This window comes from Nostoc sp. FACHB-892, assembly GCF_014698795.1.
In the GTDB taxonomy this organism is placed as follows: Bacteria; Cyanobacteriota; Cyanobacteriia; order Cyanobacteriales; family Nostocaceae; genus Nostoc.
Map to the genome: position 1 here is coordinate 24,467 of NZ_JACJTR010000004.1, position 24,343 is coordinate 48,809.

Consider the following 24,343-nt stretch of genomic DNA (forward strand, 5'->3'; position numbering starts at 1 on the left):
CTAATGAAATTAAAGTGGCTTCACACTGGCAATTTTACCACCTTGTTTTAGCACTCTCTGGAAGTAAGGAGATAGCCCTTCATATGGTAAAATAACAGCTTGATTGACGCGGCGTGTACTAGGATATCCGGCTCCAAAAACGCCTGCTACTTCAACGCGGTAAAGTCTGCCTTCTTGGCCAAAAGTTCCTGCACCACCAAAAGTACTGTTAGGAGTAACGCCTTTTTCAGGAGCAACGTAGGAAAAGCCTGAACCGCTACCAGATGGAGGAACAACAACAGATGCACTATTGCGACCTAGTTCGCCGGCAAGACGGGGGGAATTACCTCTAAGCTGAGAGGTATCGCTGCTGGCATAGCCGCGATAAAGTTGGAATATCCGGCTAAATCCGACAGTTTTCTGACCTGTTTGAGTTTTAAAACCGCGATAGAAAGGCACAATATTTTCACCAAAGCTACTTTGATACTCTGGCGAATCAATATAAGAATCAATGTCGGCTTCATATCCCTTGGTTTGATATAAGTCCAAGTGATAAATCACCTCTGATTCATCATAGGGAGCACGACCCAACAAATGTTTATAGTTCAGTTCAATGACGCGAGTTTGAAAACTGTTGTAGAAAAACTTGGATTTGTACAGTTCTGATTTAGCTACTTGACGCACAAACTCTTGTACTGTAATTTTCCCATCGCGCAGAAGAGATTCAGCACTTGTGAGACGCTCAGATTTCATTAAGTAATCGTTGCCCAACAACTGACGATAGGTGGCAGCAATTATCTTTTCTATGTCTTCTTGACTTGCATTTGGGCGCAATTCTAGAGGAGCGTTATCACTAAAAGCTTCTGTTCCCAGACGCGAAGCTGCTGTTGTAATAGCCATTGGTAATTTTCCTTATGTAATTGGTAGTTGGGAAAAGTTAGGAGTTAAGAGTTAAGAGTTGGGGTAGAGTTAGGAATTGAAAACTCATAACTCCTCAATCCTTATTCTTAACTCCTCACTTAATTCCCTATTCCCTAATTTATACAGATGTGATGCTAATAACCTTGCTGCCCTTACGATTAAGCTGCTGCAATTTACTAGAAAGTTGCTCATAGGGTACGAGCAATTCCGCAGTACCCCGGCGCACTACAGTTGAGTTTGGAGAAGCTGCTTGTAGTACCCTAATCCGGTATGTTTCTCCTCGCTCACCTCTTGAGAGACCTGTTAAGGCTCCTGTAGAGACTGGGTAGATGGGTGAAGCCAGATTCTTAGCTATTTCCCAAGTTAGACGTCCTTGTTTTTGCCCTTGGGCGCGATCGCTATTGGCATAACCCCGATACAGCTGGAACAGTCGGCTATAGCCAACGTTTTTCTGCCCTACTGGACTATTAAAGCCACGATAGTATGGTACAATATTTTCACCAAAGCTTTCTTGATATTCTGGCGAGTCAATGTATGAATTAATCTCAGCTTCGTAACCTTGTGAGTTGTAAAGCTCAACGTGGTACGAAATCTCTGACTCATCTTCTGGGGCGCGACCCAATAAATGCTTATAATTCAACTCGATAAACCGAATTTGCGAGTTGCAATGGAAAAATTTCTCTCGATAGAGTTCGGATTGAGCAATGGCTAGCACAAAATCCCGAACAGAAATCATACCTCGCTGCAACAGTGATTCAGCACTGACAAGACGCTCGGATTCCATCAGGTACTCATTACCCAAAACCTGACGGTAAGCCGTCCGGATGATTACTTGCACATCCGATTCTGTTCTATCGGGACGTAGTTCTGCCAGTTCTGAGTTTTCAAAGGCTCCAATTCCTAGCCTTGCTGCTTGTACCAAAGCTGCCATCTTTAAACCTCCTCAGTTTTCACTGCAAAACTGAAAACAAAGTTTTTACAAAATTTTTTTCTAGTTTTTTAACACTTGTTTGAAAATAAAACTGCCCAGAAAGGTAAACCAACTCCTAGCCATTTGCCAACAGAGCTTGTTTTCCTTTCCGGGCTAAATACACTCTTTAGCTTAGAGCGTTAATTGCGTAGTCGATGTAGGAATTAGCTTCTACAGCAGGGTCGCCACTTAGACCGTGGTTAGCCTTGATGTACTTGAGAGCTTCAACGTACCAGCTGGGAGATAGATCAAAGGTGCGGTTGATTTCAGCCAAACCAGAAATCAAGAAGTCATCCAAGGGGCCCGTACCACCGACAACCAAGGAATAGGTAACGATCCGCAGGTAGTAGCCGATGTCACGCGCACACTTTTCTTTACCAGTGTTGGTAGAAGCGAAGTTAGGGCCTTGTTGTTGAGTGGTGTAAGGGAACTTGTTGTACACCGCTTGAGCTGCGCCTTCTGTCAAACGTTGAGCATTGGCGCTCAAAGCTTTTGCTGCTTCTAAGCTAGCTGGAGCTTGGCGGAAACGACCAAAAGCGGTTTGAATTTCGGTGCTGGAGAGAAAGCGGCCTTGAGAATCTGCTGCTGCAACTGCTTCGGTAAGAGGTGTCTTCATCGGTTTAGTATCTCCCTATTTACAATTTTGTTGAAATTTGTTTTGTCTAACTGACAGTTGTCAGTGAATAGTCTTGACCGGGTTTAGCTTACTGCTGCGGCTGCACGATCAAAGTAGCTAGCAACTTCAGAGGATATAGCGCTGCAATCGCCTCTGGTGATACCATTGGGGTCGTTAACAAGAGCCAAAGCTGCGTCTTTCATTTTTTGCACACCAACTGCTACAGAAGCACCAGGAGTTCCTAGAGCCAAGTAGGTTTCGCGCAGACCGTTCAAACAACGATCATCTAATACACTTGCATCACCAGCAAAGATTGCATAGGTTACATAGCGTAAGATGATTTCCATGTCACGCAAGCAAGCAGCATTTCTACGGTTGGTGTAAGCATTACCACCAGGAGCAATCAACTGGGGTTGTTCTGCAAACAGAGCGCGAGCTGCATTGGCAACAATTGCTGAAGAGTTGCTGGTAATCCGGTTTACGGTATCTGCACGCTTGTTGCCATCTTTAATCATGGCAGATAGGGCATCCAACTGAGCAGCACTGAGATATTCACCACGGGCATCAGCTTGGGTGACTACTTTTGCAAATGCATCTAAAACCATTGCCTTAAATCTCCTAATTTGTTTGCTTAAGAATAATTTGGACTCAAAACTGAATGGTTCAGCTTTTTTGATGTCAGCACTGCCTGACGAGTTACGAAAGGTTCAAAACAGACATCCACGGAATAAGTTTACAATCTCCAGGCTTTCAGATTAAAACTTTTGTTAAAAAACTTCAAACTTCTGTAAACTACTGGAAAACCTGATTAAGATGTTGTTTTTCCCTTCCAAGTTATCTTTATACAATGCTGCCGGGTCATTATTTATTACAAATTATTGTTATGTTTGTTAATTTCGTTTACATAACTTTACAGTATTATGTCTTTTCCTTATTGACTTCTCTTCAACCCAAAATATGGGATAATTTGTTTTTGGGAAATCCCTTTAAGGGTGCGTAGGCGTAGCCCACCGCAGGCATCGTATATTTAATTGTGTATTATTGACTACTTTCTAGTTCCTGCCAAGGTCACGTGCTATATGTGCGGTTGCATTGCAGCCGTGGGTTTATAGCCGCAGTGAACCATGCAATTGCAGACTTAGCATTATTATTAGCATCGCCGAAGCTCTAGATTTGCAACGCAGTATAAATGAAGCCAGTGTTGCAGAATAGTGGGATGAATTAGGGCAAGCAGGGGGAGAATTTTGGAAGTTGCTAAATCATCCCACTATTCTGCAACGCCATAAAACCTACCAAAATAGGCTACAAGAAATAACTTTAGGGTGAACTATCCACATTTAATTCTATGTTCTATAGGCTAGCGATCGCGTGGTCACTTATGCCTGACTTAAACAATAAAATCCTCTCCAAAGAAAAATGCACTTGGAGGATGATAACTCGTGCCTTCAAACTCTATACAGAGATGGAAGCGTTATTTGTAAAGTAATAGAATGTTTTAGATGAAACAGAGTTAGAAAAGCATGTCACAGCAAATCATCGATTTCGATACTAATTCACCTGTTGCAGCAGATGAATATGAGCAAATGGCACGCCTCGCATTGCCCGGTTATGAAGTAATGCATACTTTTGTGCTGGCTTCTTTGCGCTCCTATTTATCGGAAACAGCAAATTTATTAGTTGTCGGTGCTGGTGGAGGGATGGAGTTAGTTCGCTTGGGGCAAGGTAATCCCCAGTGGCAGTTTTTGGGTGTTGATCCTTCAGCAAAGATGCTGGCGATCGCACAACAAAAAATAGCTCAACATCAACTATCGCAACGTATTAAACTCATTCAAGGATATGTTCAAGATTTACCGAATACCCCAGTCTACGATGCAGGCACTAGCATTTTAGTAATGCACTTTATCCCAGATGAAGATAGTAAACTTACTTTCCTTCAAAGCATTGCTCAACGTTTAAAAACATCGGCACTGTTTATTTTGGTTGATGTTTTTGGTACAAAAGGAAGTCCTGAATTAGAGCAAACTATTGCTACACTTCATGCCTATTGGAAAGAAACGGGATTTCCTATAGATAGGCACAAACAACTCCTGGAAAACTTCAATAACGGGGTTTATCCACTCTCAGAAGCGAAAACTTTAGAACTACTTCAGCAAGCAGGTTTTAGCCATGTCATTCGCTTTTACACTGGGCTGTGGGTAGGTGGTTGGATGGCATTCAAAGGGTAATGAATAGTTCGCGGATGAGTTTTTGATACTCATGAGCGATGTTTCTATATTAATTCTCTAAAGTGCCATGCCAACAGGATGTGTTATGTCATGTCCGGCTAATTAGTTACAGTTACTACATCTGTGCAAAAAGCGGAAACCCTCTTTCCTCCTGTCCCCCAGCTTACTTATTAGCCCCTGCCAAACACACTACCAAGGGCACGCGCCATATTTTGCGGTTGCATTGCATCCATTGCGGCAGTAGGTTCGTAACCGCAGTGAACCATACAATCGGCACACTTGGGATTACCACTCTTCCGGCCATATTGGCTCCAGTCAGTTTGTGCCAGTAATTCTTTGAAGGTGGAATAATAACCTTCGTTCAACAGATAGCAAGGTTTTTGCCAACCAAGAACGCTATAACTAGGACTACCCCAAGGCGTGCATTCGTAGTCCTTCTCACCAGTGAGAAAATCTAAGAACAACGGATTGTGATTAAAGTTCCAGTTTTTTTCACCAGCTTTGTATGGAGCCAAAATTTGCCGAAAGAGGGCGCGTGTTTGTTCACGGTGGAGAAAATGATCTTGATCTGGTGCCCACTCGTAACTGTAGCCGGGAGAAATCATCATTCCGTCAGTATTTAGTGTGTCCAGAAAGTCGAAGAACTCTTGCATATCTTTGGGTTTAGTCCCCTCAAAGATAGTAGTGTTAGTTGTTACACGAAACCCTTTAGCTTTAGCGGCGCGAATAGCTTTGACAGCAATATCAAAAACACCTTTGCGATCGACGCATTGATCGTGCAACTCACGCATTCCATCTAAATGGACGCTGAAAGTCAGGTAAGGAGAAGGTTGAAACTTATCCAGGCTCTTTTCTAACAACAAACCATTGGTACACAAGTAAATATATTTCTTGCGCTCAATTAATCCTTGAACAATTTCATCAATTTGGGGATGTAGAAGAGGTTCTCCCCCAGGAATTGAGACGACCGGTGCGCCACACTCTTCCACTGCGGTAAAGCACTGTTCTGGGGTGAGGTTTTGCTTTAAAATTTCCTTTGGATGTTGTATCTTACCACAACCAGTACAAGCTAAATTACACCGAAAAAGGGGTTCCAACATCAATACTAATGGGAAGCGTTTACGTCCTAAGAGACGTTGAGTAACCAAATACTTCCCAATATCTATAGCTTGTTGTAGATTAACTGCCATTCTATAACTCCTCTGTTGGTAAAAACACCCCTTCTCAATCCCAAGATTTATCTGGTGGGGTCTTTAATTTTGAATTTTGAATTTTGAATTCCCCTGAGGGGTTGACATACCCCTGAGCAACAAACCAATCCACAGCATCTTTAAGTGCCACCTTTAGCGGAGATTGAGGTAGACCCAACTCTCGTACAGCCTTAGCGGCATTGTAATACATAGGTTGTTTCGCCATTCGAACGCCATCCAATGGCACTGAGGGCGATTTACCCAAGGGTGCGAGAATCTTTTCATCGACCCAGGCAACACTAAGAGGGAGCCAAGCGGGTACTGTTCTTTGAGGTGCTATCAAACCTGTGATATCGGCGAGTTGTTCGAGTAGTTCCTTGAAACTTAGGTTTTGGTGACCTAAGATATAGCGATCGCCTGATTTACCCCGTTGCAAAGCCAGTAAATGCCCCCATGCCACATCCCGCACATCGATAAAATTCAGACCAGTATCTAAATAAAAGGGCATTTGCCGCCGCAAAAACCGCAGAATTATATCACCCGTCGGGGTAGGTTTGATATCCAACGAGCCAATCGGGCTGCTGGGATTGACTATAACTACCTCCTGACCTGTAGCAACGGCTTGCATAGCTTCTTGTTCAGCGAGAAACTTAGACTTTTTGTAGTTACCCACCAACTTTTCTAAGGGACTCTGATGTGTTTCATCGACGACTTGACCAGATGATCCTACCCCAATTGCCGCTACTGAACTAGTATAAACGGTGCGCTCAATGCCAGCTTTGCGGGCTGCTGCCAACACATTGCGCGTACCCAGAACATTGTTATGGTGCAGTAGCTCCCGATCTGTTTGCCACAGGGAATAATGAGCTGCTACATGAAATAGATATTGACAACCTCTCATCTGTTGCCAGAGATTGGGATCATTCAAATCGCCTTTGACAATTTCCACCTCCAAACCGCGTAGATTCTCCAAATTGCTGCTTGAGCGTACTAGGGCTTTGACTGTGTAACCCTGTTGCAGCAACAACCGTACTAAGTGGGCACCAATAAAGCCTGTACCCCCGGTGACAAAAACTTGCATTAACTTCTCTCCCTCGTTTGAAATCGGGGAAACCAATCATCCAAAATGGCGTAGACTACCGGCACTACAATCAAACTAAGGATAGTCGAAGTTACGAGTCCACCAGCGATCGCTACAGCCATAGGCGATCGCAATTCCGAACCAGCACCAAAACCCAATGCGATCGGTAACATCCCTAAAAGTGTGGAAGCGGTCGTCATCATAATTGGTCTAAGGCGCACTGGCCCCGCCCTGAGAATCGCCTCTGTACGGTCTAAGCCAGATTTGCGGAGTTGGTTGATGTAATCTACCAGTAAGATGGCATTTTTGTTTGCTAGTCCCAACAAGAACACAAAGCCAATCAGGGAGATCATGCCAAAGTCACTCTTGGTCAAGAGTAAAGCCAACATGGCACCGACAATTGACAAGGGCAAAGAAACACCAATAACTACTGGGTCTATCCAGCTTTTGAACAGCAAAATCAGTACCACGACAATGCACAGGGTTGATAAAAGCAAAGTAGTACCAAAACTACTAAATACTTCACCCTGGCGGGCAGAATCTCCACCCAAGTCTAAAGTTACACCAGCAGGTAACACTGTTTTTGCTTCTGCTACTAATTGGTCTGTAGCACTACCCAAGGACAAATCCTTGCCCAGATTGGCACTGATATAGGCAACTCTTTGATTGTTGAGCCGCTCAATTTGAAAAACTGTACCCTGTGGATTAGTTTCACTTGTCACAGTAACATCAGCAAATCCTGGTAGTTTTTCAATTCGCTCTTTAATTGCCTTGGCAGCTTTGCTGAGGCTTTGGAGGTTATCACCTCGTAGTGACACCTGTAAAGGTTTTTGTCCACCAGTGTCAACAAATTGAATATCTTCCACACTAGTACTCACACCAGGGAGATTCGGCAAAGACGAGCGTAATCGGTCTTGTACTTCCGCAGTTTTGATATTGCGGTCTTCCTTAAGCTTCACATAGAGAGTACCTTTATTTGGTTCACCTTCACGAGAACCAACAGTAGTAAATACCGTTTCCACTACTGGAGATTTTCTCACGACATCTTCTAGTTTCTTGGCAACCTCTAGAGAATCATTCAAAGGGTTGGGGATGGAAAATTGAGATGAGGGAAATGAGGGAGATAAGGGAGAAATTCCTGCTTGTTGCTGTAAAAATTGCTCAGGGATTTTTGGTAAGGGGGCGGTATAAGTAATATTGAACTCGCCGCGATCTAATTTAGGAATAAACCCTTTAGGAATGAATAGACTCAGTGCCATACCTGCAACAAAGCTGAGTATAGCTAAGGCGATGACTGTCTTGCGGTGGTTTAAAGACCAGTGGAGTAAGTTTCTGTAAAATTGGGTAAAATTCCCCCAAGTGTTTACTCCCTGACGGCGTTGGGGAGTTGAAGTAGCAGGTTTTAACCAGTAGGTAGCCAAGGCTGGTGATAATGTACGGGCAACCAATGTCGAAGCAATCATGGCTGCTGAAACTGTAATTCCGAACGGCTTAAAGAACTGCCCAATTACTCCACCCATCAAACCAATGGGTAAAAAAACCGCTACTGCTGTAGCAGTGGTGGCGATGACTGTTAAGCCAATTTCATCTGTAGCTGAAAAGGCGGCTTGCCGAGGAGTTTCCCCTTCTTCGATGTGCCGCATGATGTTTTCAACATCGATGATCGCATCATCGATTACACTGCCGATAACTAAGGCTAAAGCCAGCAACGTAATGGTTTCTAGGTTGAAGCCAAAAATTGCCATGACAATAAACGTTGCCAACAAAGATGTCGGAATCGCCAGGGCTGAGATGAGAGTTGCCCGCCAATTCCATAAAAAAGGAAAAATGACCACAATGGACAACAAAACTGCTTCTAACAAAGCATCGATGGTTGACTGAGTGGCTTGACGGATATATTCTGCTTGGGTAGCAGCTAAAGTGAGGTTGACATCCTTGAGGGTGGAGCGTAGCCTTTGGACTTCTTTTTCAACTAGACTCACCACTTCCAAGGTGTTAGCACTACCGCGTTTGATTACCTGGAATGCGAGTGCATCTTGCCCATTAAACCGGACTAATGTCGCCCCTGCTTGGGGGACAGCGGCACTTGCATTCGATGGATTTAGGGGAGGAGTTGCAGTAGCACCACCCAACAGAGAGACTTTCAGGACTCCTGGTAGTTTAGCGATCGCACTCACAATCTGATCTTGTGCCAACTTTGTCAAATCTGTGAGATTCCGGGTGGGACTCTCAATGGCATAACTAATGGCGGCTGACTCATTTAAATTCAAAGGAATAATTTTAGAAGTCGCTCCTTGAGGCAAAGTCAGCTGCTTGAGCGCAGTTTCAACTTCTCTAGTCGATGTTTCTAAATTTGTCCCAACAGCAAAAGAAAGGGCAACTGCTGTTTGACTAGGATACGTGGATGAGCGAATATTCTCCAGTCCTTCTAAGGAGCGGAGGCGTTCTTCCAAAGGTTGGGTGAGCTTCGCCTCGGTATCCAGAGCAGTTGTCAGAGGGGCTGTAGCATTTACAACCACTACTGGAAATGTAATATCTGGAAACAAGGCATACTTGAGGGAACTGAAAGCCAGAACACCAGCTACCGTTACGGCAATCCAAAAACTCACCGTCAGCCACGAAAATTGAATCGCCAATTTGGAAATATTGAACAGTTCTCGTGCGGATTTTGAGTTACGAAGCTTAACCATCTTAGAAAATTATCGTGTGGGTGACACAATTATTTAGTCATGCTACAGCAATCACCTTCGTTTGCGAGTTTTGGTTACCAGCAAACGGCAATATTAGTTATTGTCACTCAGATGTGGCAAAATTTTTAATACATTGAACTTGAAAAATGAAACTTGGTTCTGTTGAGCATAAAGAATTATGCCGTGATCGCCTATTTATAACCAAACGCAAACTTGAAACTGTCGAGGGGGCTAGTGCCTAATTTTTTGCCCAACAACACAATTCTGGTACCTCAAGGAGCAGAATATAAAGCTGTCTGTCGCGGATTAAGCGGCATTACTGGTTCTATCCCAACGGTAGTAGCCATACCTGTTGGAATGAAGCCTTTACTCAAATACCTGCAACAATCTCAAGGAAATGGACAATTTCTGCCTCCAAAATCTAGGGTACTGATTATGGGTATCTGTGGTAGCTTGAGCGATCGCTATACAGTTGGTGATATTGTGCTGTATCAAGATTGTGTTTACCTTGGGGAACGGCAAGAATGCGATCGCACTTTCACATCACAATTACACTCTGATATATCAGAACAAGCCTCATTAGTCAAGTCAATGACAAGCGATCGCGTAATTTGGTCTGCTACTGAAAAACGTCATTTGGGTGAGACTTTGGGAGCTGATGTTGTTGATATGGAAGGATTTACCGCCTTAGAGTTTTTCAATGCTGCTGGAGTTGCAGTCGCGATGCTGCGAGTAGTTAGTGACGATTGTCAGCATAATATTCCCGATCTTACATCAGCAATTGACTCTGATGGCTCTTTAAAGCCTTTCCCTTTAGCGATAGGAATGCTTCGACAGCCTCTTGCTGCAACTCGGCTGATTCGAGGTTCATTAACAGCACTAAAGGTGTTAGAGCAAGTTACAAATCGCCTTTTTTCTGGCTATAGATTGGAATAATTTGTTGCAAAAATAATGGCACAAGTCTTAGGGGACTTCTAGTCGCTACTATACAAAGAAAGTCCACCTACGTGGACTAACACAAAATCAAGGATTTCCTAACCCAATACAGTTCAGTTAAGCATTTATTTCTTCTCTCTGTGTTCTCTGCGCCTCTGTGGTTAGTAAAAAAAACTAACCTTGACAAAAAGCTTTAGCCTTAACTGAACTGTATTCTTTGGTAACCTGCGGAGGCAGATTTCAAGGCTACTGATTTTGGGAATGGAAGGGACAACCCCCTGCCGTTAATTTCTGGAGAAAGACATTATTATCAAAATAATGCTCTAAAGACTCAATTTTCAAATCATCACTCACACGAGCAATACTAATTCCTACAATTTCTATGGTTTCCCCTGTGGGTGCATAGTCTTTATAGGAACCATTAAATGTTCCCCAGTGTCGCCACTTAAAAGTAACATTAGGTGGTCCTGAAAGAACTTCTGTTAATTCCCAAAGAAAGCCATTAGGAAAAGCATTATGAAAAACCTGAAATGAAGATTCAAAAGTTTCTATTTCAGAGCTATACTGCTCACTCTCACCCAGGAAGAGATTATAAGTACCTTCGACTGCGACATCCTGAGCAGTGTATTGTTGTCCTCCATTAGTACTCATTTTAAACTTATCAGTAACAATCGAAAGCCACTGTTGAGGATTAGCTTTATTAGAAGCTTCCATCTCAAAATTTCGGACTAAGTTTTGTGCGATCGCTTCTAAAGAACCTTCTGGATGCTGAAATTTACTCTCTTGATGAAGAAATTCATTGGTGTAAGAATAATCCGGGCGTTTTCCTTCTCGCCACTGTACTTCTTCATCATGAGCAATGACTATATCTCTATCTTGTACCCAGAGTGGCAATTCTGTAGTTTTTTCGCTACTCATACAAGTTGATTGGCTATAAACATCGTTTCTCAGAATAAAGTTTTATGGATACAAGTCAATCAAAAAATATATAAAATTAAAAAATATTTATAATTACAGCGTTTTTCAGCTAAATGAAGTACATGGGTAGGGGCACAACATATTGTGCCCCTACAATAATCTGTACCTCACCAACTTGGAATCTGCTGTAAGCCAATTTTATTGGGTTTTTGCACAAATCTAAATAATGCCAATTATCTAAGAGGCTGCACAAAATCAGGCTTATTCAAGCTTGAAGCTTAACCCTGATTTATCATAAAAAGGGAATAAAGAAGGGCCAAAAACTGGTTTTGAACCTCAGTATGCTTTCAAAATTTAAGTTTGAATCTAATATTTGCTTTGATATCACATGAAAACAAACTAATAAATATTAATAGAATAACAATCAATTCATTTACGTATTAATGCTGAGGTTAATTATAAACTAATTTTTACATAAACTTTATCATTATATATATTAACTAGAAAAGGAAATTGGGAAACATAATATATAACCTGATCAGGGTTGGGTTACATGAGAGCTAATTCCACTAAATTGCTAATTAAAAATGCTTTTTTGTCAGGATAGCTCGGAACTAATTAGCCAATTATCAAATATTATTTATGAAGCTCAATCACAAGCTCTACCTCTACTCGTTCCTAGCTAATTTCAGATGGCTCAAAAAAAGTTACACCGCTAAAATTATGTTGGTGGCATTTTTGGGCACTCATGTACCACTTTTGACTTTACTCTTGAGTTTCGTCATCTCAAACTCTTATTCTTTGGGGATGGCAACGCAAGTTATGATAATTGCTCTGTTGGCGACGTTAGCAGGTACGGCTGTCACCCTCTATGCACTAAACCATCTCCTCAAACCGGTCATTTTCACATCTGCTACATTACAAAATTATCTGAACACCAAAACACTACCCCAATTGCCTACAGAATATGCTGATGAAGCAGGTACATTGATGGCAGATACCTCACAAACTCTTTACAAATTAGATGAGTTAATTAAGTACATCACTAATTATGATGATTTAACTGGATTACCTAATCGTGATTTATTCCGCGATCGCCTCCATCAGATTCTATCCCAACCTGAAAACAACCAGCACCTTGTAGCTGTCTTTTTGCTAAGTATTGATGATTTCACTGGGATGAGTCATGGATTGGAGCATGAGACAACAAATTTGTTGTTAAGAGCAGTTGCCCAAAGGTTATCAACCTGCACAACGCAAACAGATATTCTGGCCCATTTGAGCGGAGATGAATTTGCTCTTGCCCGAATCGACATTCATTCTTTTGAAAGTTTAATTAAGCTATCTCAAGTGCTGTTGAGTACCTTGAGCAAACCCTTCTCTATAGAGGGTAACTCGATTCGTATAACCGCCAGCATTGGTATTACAATTAATGACCTAAATGATCGTAATAGCGTAGATCAACTTTTGCAACAGGCTCACATAGCACTTTATCAAGCCAAGCAGCAAGGACGTAGTCAATACCAATTTTATTCGCCGGAAATTAATGCTCAGTTACAGGAGCGACTGACCTTAGAAAATGAATTACATGGGGCGCTTGAGCGCAACGAAATGCTGGTTTATTATCAACCTCTGATTGATTTACATAGCGGACAAGTTACAGCTATGGAAGCATTAGTTCGCTGGCAACATCCTACATTAGGTTTGATTTCTCCAGCAAAGTTTATTCCGATCGCAGAAGCCAATGGTGCGATCGTACCAATTGGTGAATGGGTTTTGCGAACTGCTTGTGCCCAAACCCGTGCTTGGCAGCTGGCTGGATTTACCCCAATTCGGATATCTGTGAATCTGTCATCTCGACAGTTTGAACAACCGTATCTGGTTGAGATCGTCAATCAAATTCTTGAGGAGACTGGACTTAAAGCATCTTACCTAGAACTGGAAGTGACAGAAAGCTTCTTGATGGCTGACATTGAGCGTTCATTTAAAACCTTAAAAGAATTACAAAAACTCGGTATATGCTTGGCTCTAGACGATTTCGGCACAGGATATTCCTCGCTGAACTATTTGAAGCGTTTTCCTGTGGATATGCTCAAAATTGATCGCTCATTTGTACAAGATGTCATGTCTAATGCTGATAGCGCCGCCGTCACTGATGCGATTATTGCCTTAGCAAAGAGCCTCCGGTTAAAAATCACGGCAGAGGGTGTGGAAACTCAAGAACAGCTTGAATACCTGCAAATGCGTGGATGTGATGAAGGTCAGGGTTTCTACTTCAGTCGTCCTGTCCCTGCTGATATAATTGCCTCGATGTTGCAGAAAAGTTCTCGGCAGATGGAGATAATTGCAGCATAGGTGGATGCCTAAGCCATTACAACGTGTGGTAGCAAGGCTTCCACACAAAAAACCAAAATTGGGCCAGAAGTTTTACTAGTTTATTTGCGATCGCCTATTGTCTGCGAAATCCTCGATCTTCATACAACTAACCATTTGACAAGATTTGTATTTTCTTAACTTGACATCAATAACAGGATGCTCACCCCACAAAAACCATCTGTTGATTCAGCAATACCTATTTTGAAACTGTGGAAAGCTTTGCAACCATCTGAGTCCGAGATGAAACCTCAAGCTTGCGAAACATCCTTTTTAAGGCTTGTTTGACAGAGTTTTCAGTAATCCAAAGTTCAGCACTAATTTCTGCATTGGTTTGTCCTTGAGCTACCAAGTCAGCAATTTGCACTTCACGAGGCGTTAAACGCTCTGTCTGTAATAGTAATGGGTGTTGCGCTCGCGCCATTGTCACCCAAGTAGAAATGTGTAGACAAAGCGCACTCAAATCTGTGAGATTTTGTGAGTTGAATACATCCATCCCTTGCTCACGGGTAAAACCTACCGCGCCCACTAACTGACCATTGCTGACAATTGGCCCTGCCATAACGTGCCAGTGATCAGCGCGAGGACAAATCAACCTCCACGTCTTAGGTTCTACTACTAAAGCTTCATGAACAGGGGCATGGTGTTCTAGCAAGTAGCGTGCAACTGGATTATGTTGGGGTGATAATGCAATTTGCAATGCTTTTTGGAGCTTGCTATTAACTAGAGGAATTTGAGCAAAGAAAAACAGCCCACCTCGTGTAGCTGAAAAATATTCACTCATTTCTGCGGATATGTGCGATCGCAATGTCTGTTCATCTTCAGCTTGAGCAATTGCATGAAATAGAGCTTGTAAGGCAATCATGATTGGCAATTTGTACCCTTTCGAGGTCTAGGCGCAGTATAGCAACCAGACCTATCTTAGCTTTAGTCACATCAAGTATTTTCTCTTGTCTGCTTTTTTGGGATTACTTAACCATGACTTTAAATTCTGGCATTGATGATACACAGATGTCCGGGCGCTGGATTCAAATCAGTTTTTTTATCGCAGTAGTGTTTTTCAATCTCTGTTTAGCAATCCAAGTACTCAGTGTTGGACTGGCTTACTTTTACAACTCTGATTGGTGGAACCTACACATTTGGCTGGTGCGAGGATATAGCGGACTCTCACTAATTTTGTTGATTTGGGTGTTTTTGATGCCGTTTCCTTCAAGAGTCCAGCGCCTGACAGCAGTTATTCCAGCGCTGCTGGGACTGCAATTTCTCACAATTCACTTGAAGACTTCTTTTCCTTTGGCAGTCTTCCACCCACTCATCGGTTTTTCCTTATTCTCTATTTCCACAACCTTAGTTCATCGGACATCGCAGATCGTATTTCCCAACCACAACCAAGGCTAAATCTGTAACTTTCAATTCTTTTAACGCTATTACAGGAGAAATATAAATGTCTCAGTACGCTCATCCATCCGTTCTTGTTGATACCCAGTGGCTGGCAGATCATCTCAACGATCCAAATGTCCGCATTATTGAAGTGGATATCAGCCCAAAGCCGTACAAAAATGCTCACATACCTGATGCTGTTTTCTGGAACATCTTTACAGACTTACTATTACCCGATTTTAAGATGAATTGGGATGCGCGAGCTTTTGAGAGACTGATGGCACGCTCAGGCATCACCAATGACACCACAGTGATTGCCTATGGCAGTTATCCTGGAACTGGAGCCTGGATTTTCTGGTTTTTCCAAGTCTTTGGGCATAAAAATGTAAAAGTTCTCAATGGTGGCTACCAGAAATGGAAGTCAGAAAATCGTCCGCTAGCAACTGAATTATCCACGTTTCCTCCTACTGATTACCGTGCCACAGCTACTCATGCTCATCTGCGAGTATTACATAATGAAGTTCAGGCATCAATTGGTAGAAGCGATGTCTACGACGGGCTACGCCAACGCGTGTTATTGGATGTCCGAACAATTCAAGAATACTGTGGTGAGTGGTTTTTCGATCAGCCACCAAAAGAAGGTCAGCTTACTGGTCATATTCCGGGTGCAGTGCATCTTGAGCATATTTTAACTCTCAATGAGGATGGCACTTTTAAATCATTCGACGAATTGAAAAATCTTTATAACAGTAAGGGCATTACGGCTGATAAGGAAGTGTTTCCTTACTGTACTATCGGTGCGCGTTCTGGATATATCTGGTTTGTCTTGAAGTATTTATTAGGTTATCCGAATGTTCGGAATTACGATGGCTCTTGGAATGAGTGGAGCCGCCTGCCTGATGTAACTATAGAGAGGTAGTGAGAGTTACTTGGCATGATCTCAATATTACCAATAACCGCACCTTTACAGACGGACACCACTACCGTTAGAAAGATTAAAACCTCTTAACCTTTCGTTACATTAGAGACATCGAGAAGGACGAAAGCAAACCTCTCGAAGCTGAAATCAAAGGTGAACGACATGAATGGCACAATTCGCGTTGGTAATCTCTTCGGAATTCCCTTCTATATCCATCCGTCATGGTTTTTAGTTCTGGGTTTAGTAACTTGGAGCTATAGCAGTGGACTGGCGGCACAATTTCCCCAACTATCTGCGGGATTAGCTTTGCTACTGGGATTGATGACAGCGCTGATGTTATTTGCCTCTGTCGTCGCCCATGAATTAGGCCACAGTTTTGTTGCGATTCGTCAGGGTATTGATGTCAAATCTATTACTCTGTTTATATTTGGCGGTTTAGCTAGCTTAGAAAAAGAATCGAAAACCCCAGGTGAAGCTTTTTGGGTAGCGATCGCCGGGCCTTTAGTTAGTTTCCTACTGTGCGGTATCGTTACAGGTGTTGGGGTTACTACTACTGCATCAGGTCCGTTAGCTGCAATTCTTGGTGTTCTAGCTTCTGTTAACTTAGCATTAGCGCTGTTTAACCTGATTCCTGGCTTGCCCTTAGATGGCGGGAATATACTGAAAGCCATAGTTTGGAAAATTACAGGCAATCCTTACAAAGGTGTGACCTTTGCTAGCCGAGTTGGGCAAATCTTTGGTTGGGTAGCAATTCTTTCAGGTGTACTCCCCTTACTATTATTTGGCAGCTTCGGTAACTTCTGGAACTTATTAATTGGCTTCTTCTTGTTGCAAAATGCTGGTAATGCGGCTCAATTTGCCAGAGTGCAAGAAAAACTCACAGGTTTGACTGCTGAAGATGCTGTAACTCATGATAGCCCGATTGTATCTGGTAATCTTACTGTGAGAGAGTTTGCCGATGAGCGAGTTATAAGTGGGCAAAACTGGCATCGGTTCTTAGTAACTGATGATGATGGACAATTAGTAGGTGCGATCGCAGTTGATAATTTACGAACCATCCCAACAGCACTGTGGTCAGAAACTCAAGTAAAAGAAGTCATGCGTCCGATTACTGAATCTACCATAGTCCAATCAGATCAACCTCTGCTGGAAGTCATGCAGTTACTCGAACAACAAAAGGTATCTGTGCTTCCTGTGATTCGTGAGAATGGCGTTTTAGTTGGAATCTTAGAAAAAGCTGCAATTGTCCAGCTACTTCAAAGCCGAACCCAACCTAACCCTGCATAATTTAATTGATAGCCGCAAGGATTCCTCCACCATAATTAAAAATTTGGTGGGGGAATCCTTGCAGTTATCTTACTCTTTACTGGGAAAAAGTTGCTGAAAAATAATTTAAACCCCTCAAAATTGACGTTGAGAACTGTCATTTACTTCTCTCCATGACTTGATGTAGGATCAATAAACCAAAAAGTTTTTCTCAAAGAGCGATCGTCCAGGCGAGTAGCAAGCAATGGAACAGGAAGGTAAGCTAAGTCCAAGATGCTTACTATCCTCCTAGGTTCTTCACCATCTCTGCGGTAAGAACACGTCCCCAAGTTAATTCTTTTGTAGTATCATCCCAATGCCAACGTAATAAATTAGCGGGTTGACTCTTGGCAATTCCTGGTAAACCAATTGCTTTTCTAGGTGCATTAGTAGCTAGTAAAATTGCACTTTCTACGTCACAAATTCCCCACTTCACCAAATTCTGCACTCCCACCAACAAAGGTAAAGTCGTCCCCGACAAAGTGCCATCTGGCAGTCGTGCCGTACCGTTTTTAACTTCAATTTGCCGAGTATCCCAAGGATATACACCATCGGGTAGCCCCAAAGGAGAAAGGGCATCGCTGACGAGGAACAGCCCTTTTTCTTGATAGCTAGCGCGAAGTAAAATTTGCAGCATTATGGGCGAAACGTGTTCACCATCAGCAATAAAACCACACATTACATCAGGATGGGTAATTGCTGCCCCTAATAAACCTGGTTCGCGGTGATGTAATGCTGGCATAGCGTTGAAAGCATGGGTTACCATCGTTGCACCCTCCTCAAAGGCACGTTGCGCTTGAGTCGCTGTTGCTTGAGAATGCCCTAAACTCACAGTAATCCCCAGAGAACGCAAATATGGAATTACTTCACCAGTGAAATCTAACTCCGGTGCTAAAGTGATGACTTTCACAACATGGGCATAATCAGCCAAAACCCGCTTTACCTCGTCAATTGTCAGAGATAACAAATACTCTGCCGGGTGTGCGCCGCGCTTTTGGAAATTCAAAAATGGGCCTTCTAGATGTACTCCCAGAATCTTGGCACCAGCTTGTTGGCTGCGGAGAATCTCAGCAATAATAGCAAGCGATCGCTGAATATTTTCTACTGAAGTTGTCACAAATGTCGGTAAAAATCCATCTACCCCTACATCCCACAAAAATTGTGAGATTTTCACCAGTAAGTGAGCATTTTCAGCCGACAAATCAGGAAATGCCAATCCCAAAGCACCGTTAATTTGCAAATCAACGCCGCCTAGAGAAATCCAGTCACCTGCTACATCTAGTAGGGACATACATCTGTGCATCCCTACCGTACCCATTGGCAAGATTTGCTCAATTATGCCTTCTTGGTTAACCAAGAGCATCTGCAAATCTTTGTAACCAGGCACTCTAGCATTGATAATATCTACAGGATTTTGTGTTGCTTGGGTCATCACACTGGCTAGGGAATAATTAAACCTGACCCGATTTTAGATGCAACAATCAGTAATTAATCCAAAATCCAAAATTCTATGGCTTCCTTAGTTGGTATTATCATGGGCAGCGATTCCGATTTGCCCACCATGAAAGATGCGATCGCAGTTTGTGAAGAATTTGGCGTTGAGAGCGAAGTGGCGATCGTTTCTGCTCACCGTACCCCAGAACGCATGGTGCAATATGCCCAAGTTGCACACCAACGCGGTATTAAAGTGATTATTGCTGGTGCAGGTGGTGCTGCCCATCTTCCGGGAATGGTAGCGTCTTTAACTCCACTTCCTGTCATTGGTGTTCCTGTACCCACCCGTAACTTACAAGGTGTAGATTCTTTGTATTCTATTTTACAAATGCCTGCGGGGATTCCTGTGGCAACAGTAGCGATCGGTAATGCCAAAAATGCCGGACTTTTAGCAGTACAAATCCTCGCAACTCAGCAACCAGAATTACTAGAGAAAGTGCAACAATATCGCCAAACCCTATGTGAGTCAGTAATTGCAAAGCAACAAAAGCTAGAACAGCTAGGCTATGAGCAATATTTAAAGCAGATGCTTTAAGATAATTCGTAATTCGGTAAGAAATCTTAACAGCACAACAGGGGGGATGAGGGAGATGAGGGAGCAGGGGAGGCAGGGGGAGCAGGGGAAGAAGAACTATTGATTGATTCTTGAGCCATGCCCAATCCCCAATGCCCAATTAAATTCCAAGATTGAAGCGATCGCTCCAGAATCAATGCAGCATTCTGAAGTATCTTGATGCTGAGGCCTTAATCAAAAATTTAGAGCTGCAACATCCATGTGCCAATTGCTCGGAATGAATTGCAATGTTCCAACGGATATTTGCTTTTCTTTTGAAGGGTTTTCTGCACGGGGAGGAAAAACGGATGATCATAGCGATGGTTGGGGCATTGCTTTCTTTGAAGGAAAGGGATGTCGAATGTTTTTAGATGCCCAACCTTCTGTTGCTTCTCCGGTAGCGGAGTTTGTTCGGAGTTATCCCATCCACTCAACCCATGTCATAGCCCATATCCGTAAAGCTACTCAGGGTGAAGTTGCCCTACACAACTGCCATCCTTTCCGCAGAGAATTGTGGGGTCAATATTGGGTATTTGCCCACAATGGTAATTTGCCAGATTTTGATCCAGAAAATTTGGGCTTTTATCAAGCCGTAGGCGACACCGATAGTGAAAAGGCATTCTGTATGATGCTAGAAACACTGCGATCGCGTTTTCCCCAAGGTAAGCCTGACATCAAGGAACTGTACTTTGTGCTGCAAGAAATTACTGCTGTAATTGCAAAACTGGGTATATTCAATTACTTGTTATCAGATGGAGTCCACTTTTTTACTTATTGCTCAACTAATCTCAGTTACATCGTCCGCCAAGCGCCCTTCGCAGCTGCCCATTTAATTGATCAAGACATGACCGTAGATTTTCGGGAGGTGACTACTGAACATGATCGCGTTGCTGTCATTGCTACCACACCTCTAACTGACAACGAAGTTTGGACACAAATCCAACCTGGAGAATTACTAGTTTTTCAGGATGGGCTGCCCTTGAAATATACATTCAGTTAAGAATAAGCAGTTGCTAAATTTTTCCCATTTAGATAATTTCTAGATGGGTTTTGTTTTTCATGCTTTTCATCTTAATTTTGTTGCACTGCGTTGGGAAAAAGCGATCGCTAATTAGTCATTCCCTAGCAATTTGCTTGATCTATTAAGTAGCGAATTATGATGACAACTTGATAGTTGAAAATAAAACAATTGTAATTCCTCACAAAACTGGTAAAATCACCATATTCTTGATAAAGAATGTGAGGTTTTTTGGTGTTTGCAACTACATATATGGAATCATCTAGTATTATAAACACTATATAACTGTATTCCCATCAATTATTTGTAGATTTAGTGGAGGAAATGGAATGAGTTTGTGGCAACGCCAACTGAAAAGATTAGAAGCAATCGCTGAACATAGAATTAATCGGTTCAGACTGAATTCGCTCAAAGGCTTTGTATCACTCTTTTTGGTAGGAACTGTTTTGAGTGTGGCGCTTGCTGCCTGCTCCGGTGGAAGTGCGAGTAATTCTTCCTCTGAAACCCCTAGTGCTAACCCTGTTGCTGCACGCAAGGATAATGTTGAGCTAACCCTCGTTTCCTTTGCTGTCACCAAAGCAGCTCACGAAGCCATCATTCCTAAGTTTGTAGAACAGTGGAAGAAAGATCATAATCAAACTGTCACCTTCAAACAAAGCTATGGCGGATCTGGTTCCCAAACTCGTGCCGTTATCGATGGTTTGGAAGCAGATATTGTCCACCTGGCACTAGCTGGAGACACCCAAAAGATTGAAAAGGCTGGATTGATTCAACCAGGATGGGAGAAAGAAGTTCCCAACAATGGTATTGTCTCCAAATCTGTAGCGGCGTTAATAACTCGTTCAGGTAATCCTAAAGGTATCAAAACCTGGGAAGATTTGGCGAAAGATGATGTAAAAATGATTACAGCTGATCCAAAAACGTCAGGCATTGCTCGCTGGAATTTCTTGGCACTTTGGAACTCTGTAATTAAAACTGGTGGTGATGAAGTTAAAGCTACAGAATTTGTCACCAAGGTTTACAATAATGTGCCAGTTTTAACTAAGGATGCACGAGAAGCCACTGATACATTTGCCAAGCAGGGTCAAGGGGATGTCTTAATTAACTACGAAAACGAAGTTATTCTGGCACAACAAAAAGGCGAAAAAGTTGATTATATTGTTCCCGATGTGAATATATCTATCGACAACCCGATCGCAGTGGTAGATAAAAATGTTGATAAACACGGAACCCGCGAAGTTGCTGAAGGATTTGTCAAATTCCTTTATACTCCAGAAGCACAGGAAGAGTTTGTAAAATTAGGATTCAGACCTGGAAATGAGGAAGTAGCCCAAAGTAAAGCAGCTACAGATAAATTTCCCAAGGTGAAAACTTTGGGTACAGTTGCAGACTTCGGCGGTTGGGAAGCAATTGATCAGAAGTTTTTCGCAGATGGGGGTGTATTTGACAAGATTCAAGCCCAAAAGAAACGGTAACTAAATAATTCGTAATTTGTAATTCGTAGTTCGTAGAGTGTGCGTAAGCCCTATAGTAATTACGAATTAACAATTACGAATGCTAACAAAAAACTTCTTTTGAATTTTAAACTATGACAACTGTATCTCCTTCTTTAGAAGTTGAACACAAAACACCGTTCTGGAATAGATTACGGCGGGTTCCCTGGACTTGGCGAATCACCATAGGATACCTGACGGTAATGTTGTTTATCCCCATCATTGCCATGTTCCTAAAAGCAAGTACGGAACCTCCGGCGAGATTTTGGGCGATCGCAACCAGTGATATTGCATTAGCCACCTACAATGTCACTTTTGTTACAGCGCTATTTGCTGCCTTCCTTAATGGCATTTTTGGTACTCTGATTGCTTGGGTTCTGGTTCGCTACGATTTTCCTTTAAAGCGCTTGATTGATGCCACAGTAGATTTACCCTTTGCACTACCAACTTCGGTAGCAGGGCTAACCTTGGCAACAGTTTACAGTGATAATGGGTGGTTAGGTTCTTTACTCGCACCTCTAGGGATTAAGGTATCTTTTACTCGCACGGGAGTAGCGGTGGCAATGATATTTATCTCACTACCTTTTATCGTGAGAACTGTGCAACCCGTGCTTCAGGAAATGGAACGCGAAATTGAAGAAGCCTCCTGGTGTCTGGGTGCTTCTCAATGGCAGACCTTTTGGAAAGTGATTTTGCCACCTTTATTTCCGACAATTTTAACTGGTGTAGCCTTGGGCTTCTCTCGTGCAGTTGGGGAATATGGTTCGACTGTGATTATCTCTTCTAATACGCCCTATCAAGATTTGATCGCACCTGTGTTGATTTTCCAGCGATTAGAGCAATATGACTATTCTGGTGCAACAGTAATTGGCATAGTTTTACTATCAATTTCATTGGTACTGCTGTTGGCAATTAATTTCTTACAAGCATGGGCAAGGCGATATGACAGTAGATAAGCCAAGTTTTCACTCATCTGCATCTGATACACATACGCCCAAGGCTAAAGAGCAGAAAAGTTGGGTACCAGTAGTTTTAATTGGTGTAGCGATCGCCTATTTAGCCCTAGTTCAATATATCCCGGCTATCAACGTTTTCACCCAAGCTTTTAGCAAAGGAGTTGGGCCATTTCTTGCCAACTTGTCGCAACCAGCTTTTCTCCATGCAGCTTGGCTAACGCTATTGCTGGCTGTGATTTCTCTACCTTTAAATACAGTATTTGGTTTATGTGCAGCTTGGGCGATCGCTCGTCATAAATTCCCCGGACGCGCCGTAGTTTTGAGCATTATTGACCTGCCATTTTCCATCTCGCCCGTAGTTGCAGGATTGATGATTGTGCTACTTTACGGGCGTAATGGGTGGTTTGGTCCTTGGCTTCAGGCTCTTGATATCAAGATAATCTTTGCCTTTCCAGGTATGGTGCTAGCTACAGCCTTCGTGAGTATGCCCTTTGTAGCGCGGGAAGTAATTCCTGTTTTAGAGGAATTTGGTAAGGATCAAGAAGAAGCTGCTAGAACTCTAGGTGCGAAAGATTGGCAGATATTTTGGCGCGTCACTCTGCCTAGTATCCGTTGGGGTTTACTCTATGGTTTAATTTTGACCAATGCCAGAGCAATGGGTGAATTCGGGGCGGTTTCGGTAGTATCTGGCAACATTGCGACCCAAACCCAGAGTCTACCACTGTTTGTAGAAGATGCTTACAAACAATATGAAACCGAAGCTGCCTTCTCTGCGGCTGTACTGTTAGCATTATTAGCAGTAGTAACCTTAGTACTGAAGGAAATTCTGGAACGGAAAACCCGCATTAAAGATGTTGAATAGGTTCGGCATGGGGTATGGTTTATTAATTATTCTAGCCCCCAATCTTTTTGATGGTGACAATCATGACTAGTGAAAATACACTTACCAATAAACGGATTCGATTAAGAATTCCCAAGGACTATCACCAAGAACCTGTAATTTCTCGACTGGTATCTGATTATGGACTGACTATAAATATCACCGCAGCGATTTTAGGAGCCAATGCCGTCGGTGATGGTTGGTTTGACCTTGAATTACAAGGAACAGATGCACAGATTCAGAGCGCACTAACCTATCTCCACGAATTGGAGCTGGAAGTCTGGGATGACACTAAAGCAACTGATTGGTAAAATCAAATGCAGGTGAAATTAAATTACTTTGAGCTGACTAACGCTTTTTTATGACTCTCACGAAATAAAAATCAGAAACATTGGTTTCTGATTAGTTTTTATAAATTTAAGCGTAGGTTGGGTTTCACTTTGTTC

General features: G+C 42.6%; 22 protein-coding genes. 12 read left to right on the forward strand and 10 right to left on the reverse strand.

Annotated features, from left to right (window positions below):
- Positions 1-9 precede the first annotated feature (9 nt).
- From H6G96_RS06905 to H6G96_RS06920, 4 genes are all read right to left on the reverse strand, one after another.
- Positions 10-879, reverse strand: coding sequence for a phycobilisome linker polypeptide (locus H6G96_RS06905; protein ID WP_190910760.1), 870 nt, complete (start codon positions 877-879; stop codon positions 10-12).
- Between the two features lie 139 nt (positions 880-1,018).
- Entirely contained in the window at positions 1,019-1,831 is an 813-nt protein-coding gene (locus tag H6G96_RS06910) for a phycobilisome linker polypeptide (RefSeq protein WP_190910761.1), read from the reverse strand.
- Between the two features lie 166 nt (positions 1,832-1,997).
- Positions 1,998-2,486 (reverse strand): phycocyanin subunit alpha, encoded by a 489-nt coding sequence (gene cpcA, locus H6G96_RS06915; RefSeq protein WP_094349677.1) that lies wholly within the window; start codon positions 2,484-2,486, stop codon positions 1,998-2,000.
- 83 nt (positions 2,487-2,569) lie between these two features.
- Positions 2,570-3,091 (reverse strand): phycocyanin subunit beta, encoded by a 522-nt coding sequence (locus H6G96_RS06920; RefSeq protein WP_190910762.1) that lies wholly within the window; start codon positions 3,089-3,091, stop codon positions 2,570-2,572.
- 915 nt (positions 3,092-4,006) lie between these two features.
- On the opposite strand from H6G96_RS06920, the gene H6G96_RS06925 reads away from it, so the two are divergent.
- On the forward strand, positions 4,007-4,711 hold the full coding sequence (locus tag H6G96_RS06925) for a class I SAM-dependent methyltransferase (protein WP_190910763.1): 705 nt from the start codon (positions 4,007-4,009) through the stop codon (positions 4,709-4,711).
- Between the two features lie 170 nt (positions 4,712-4,881).
- Here the strand turns inward: H6G96_RS06925 and hpnH are convergent, their stop codons facing one another.
- The 3 genes from hpnH to H6G96_RS06940 are packed head-to-tail and all read right to left on the reverse strand — an operon-like array spanning position 4,882 to position 9,672.
- Positions 4,882-5,901, reverse strand: coding sequence for an adenosyl-hopene transferase HpnH (gene hpnH / locus H6G96_RS06930; RefSeq protein ID WP_190910764.1), 1,020 nt, complete (start codon positions 5,899-5,901; stop codon positions 4,882-4,884).
- A 34-nt stretch (positions 5,902-5,935) separates the two neighbouring features.
- On the reverse strand, positions 5,936-6,982 hold the full coding sequence (hpnA, locus tag H6G96_RS06935; RefSeq protein WP_190910765.1) for a hopanoid-associated sugar epimerase: 1,047 nt from the start codon (positions 6,980-6,982) through the stop codon (positions 5,936-5,938).
- Positions 6,982-9,672: an efflux RND transporter permease subunit gene (locus tag H6G96_RS06940; protein ID WP_190910766.1), complete on the reverse strand. Its 2,691-nt coding sequence runs from the start codon at positions 9,670-9,672 to the stop codon at positions 6,982-6,984. The genes hpnA and H6G96_RS06940 overlap by 1 nt, the downstream gene beginning before the upstream one ends.
- A gap of 234 nt (positions 9,673-9,906) precedes the next feature.
- Between H6G96_RS06940 and H6G96_RS06945 the strand changes: the two genes are divergently transcribed.
- On the forward strand, positions 9,907-10,608 hold the full coding sequence (locus H6G96_RS06945) for a phosphorylase (RefSeq protein ID WP_190910767.1): 702 nt from the start codon (positions 9,907-9,909) through the stop codon (positions 10,606-10,608).
- Between the two features lie 246 nt (positions 10,609-10,854).
- Here H6G96_RS06945 and H6G96_RS06950 read toward each other — a convergent pair whose 3' ends face one another.
- The gene (locus tag H6G96_RS06950) at positions 10,855-11,526 is read right to left on the reverse strand and encodes a SnoaL-like polyketide cyclase (protein WP_190910768.1); all 672 of its coding nucleotides are present in this window, start codon (positions 11,524-11,526) and stop codon (positions 10,855-10,857) included.
- A 642-nt stretch (positions 11,527-12,168) separates the two neighbouring features.
- Here H6G96_RS06950 and H6G96_RS06955 point away from each other — a divergent pair.
- The gene (locus H6G96_RS06955; RefSeq protein WP_190910769.1) at positions 12,169-13,881 is read left to right on the forward strand and encodes a GGDEF domain-containing phosphodiesterase; all 1,713 of its coding nucleotides are present in this window, start codon (positions 12,169-12,171) and stop codon (positions 13,879-13,881) included.
- A gap of 217 nt (positions 13,882-14,098) precedes the next feature.
- Here the strand turns inward: H6G96_RS06955 and H6G96_RS06960 are convergent, their stop codons facing one another.
- Entirely contained in the window at positions 14,099-14,764 is a 666-nt protein-coding gene (locus tag H6G96_RS06960; RefSeq protein WP_190910770.1) for a LuxR C-terminal-related transcriptional regulator, read from the reverse strand.
- 113 nt (positions 14,765-14,877) lie between these two features.
- On the opposite strand from H6G96_RS06960, the gene H6G96_RS06965 reads away from it, so the two are divergent.
- The 3 genes from H6G96_RS06965 to H6G96_RS06975 all read left to right on the forward strand — a co-directional run bounded on the left by H6G96_RS06965 (position 14,878) and on the right by H6G96_RS06975 (position 17,485).
- Positions 14,878-15,297 (forward strand): DUF6220 domain-containing protein, encoded by a 420-nt coding sequence (locus tag H6G96_RS06965; RefSeq protein WP_190910771.1) that lies wholly within the window; start codon positions 14,878-14,880, stop codon positions 15,295-15,297.
- Positions 15,298-15,343: 46 nt separating this feature from the next.
- Positions 15,344-16,198 carry a sulfurtransferase gene (locus H6G96_RS06970; protein ID WP_190910772.1) on the forward strand — a complete coding sequence of 285 codons (855 nt, stop codon included), beginning with the start codon at positions 15,344-15,346 and terminating at the stop codon, positions 16,196-16,198.
- A 162-nt stretch (positions 16,199-16,360) separates the two neighbouring features.
- Positions 16,361-17,485 carry a site-2 protease family protein gene (locus H6G96_RS06975; protein ID WP_190910773.1) on the forward strand — a complete coding sequence of 375 codons (1,125 nt, stop codon included), beginning with the start codon at positions 16,361-16,363 and terminating at the stop codon, positions 17,483-17,485.
- A 259-nt stretch (positions 17,486-17,744) separates the two neighbouring features.
- On the opposite strand, the gene nagA is transcribed toward H6G96_RS06975, so the two are convergent.
- The gene (nagA, locus tag H6G96_RS06980) at positions 17,745-18,935 is read right to left on the reverse strand and encodes an N-acetylglucosamine-6-phosphate deacetylase (RefSeq protein WP_190910774.1); all 1,191 of its coding nucleotides are present in this window, start codon (positions 18,933-18,935) and stop codon (positions 17,745-17,747) included.
- A 78-nt stretch (positions 18,936-19,013) separates the two neighbouring features.
- Here nagA and purE point away from each other — a divergent pair, with 78 nt between their 5' ends.
- The 6 genes from purE (at position 19,014) to H6G96_RS07010 (ending at position 24,208) form a co-directional block, all read left to right on the forward strand.
- On the forward strand, positions 19,014-19,532 hold the full coding sequence (gene purE / locus H6G96_RS06985; protein WP_190910775.1) for a 5-(carboxyamino)imidazole ribonucleotide mutase: 519 nt from the start codon (positions 19,014-19,016) through the stop codon (positions 19,530-19,532).
- A gap of 238 nt (positions 19,533-19,770) precedes the next feature.
- Positions 19,771-20,550: a class II glutamine amidotransferase gene (locus tag H6G96_RS06990; RefSeq protein ID WP_190910776.1), complete on the forward strand. Its 780-nt coding sequence runs from the start codon at positions 19,771-19,773 to the stop codon at positions 20,548-20,550.
- Between the two features lie 347 nt (positions 20,551-20,897).
- Positions 20,898-22,043 (forward strand): sulfate ABC transporter substrate-binding protein, encoded by a 1,146-nt coding sequence (locus H6G96_RS06995; protein ID WP_190910777.1) that lies wholly within the window; start codon positions 20,898-20,900, stop codon positions 22,041-22,043.
- Between the two features lie 113 nt (positions 22,044-22,156).
- Positions 22,157-23,017, forward strand: a complete 861-nt coding sequence (gene cysT / locus H6G96_RS07000; RefSeq protein WP_190910778.1) for a sulfate ABC transporter permease subunit CysT — start codon at positions 22,157-22,159, stop codon at positions 23,015-23,017.
- Positions 23,004-23,879 (forward strand): sulfate ABC transporter permease subunit CysW, encoded by an 876-nt coding sequence (cysW, locus tag H6G96_RS07005; protein ID WP_190910779.1) that lies wholly within the window; start codon positions 23,004-23,006, stop codon positions 23,877-23,879. The genes cysT and cysW overlap by 14 nt, the downstream gene beginning before the upstream one ends.
- A gap of 62 nt (positions 23,880-23,941) precedes the next feature.
- Positions 23,942-24,208, forward strand: coding sequence for an NIL domain-containing protein (locus H6G96_RS07010; RefSeq protein WP_190910780.1), 267 nt, complete (start codon positions 23,942-23,944; stop codon positions 24,206-24,208).
- The last annotated feature ends 135 nt before the right edge of the window (positions 24,209-24,343 follow it).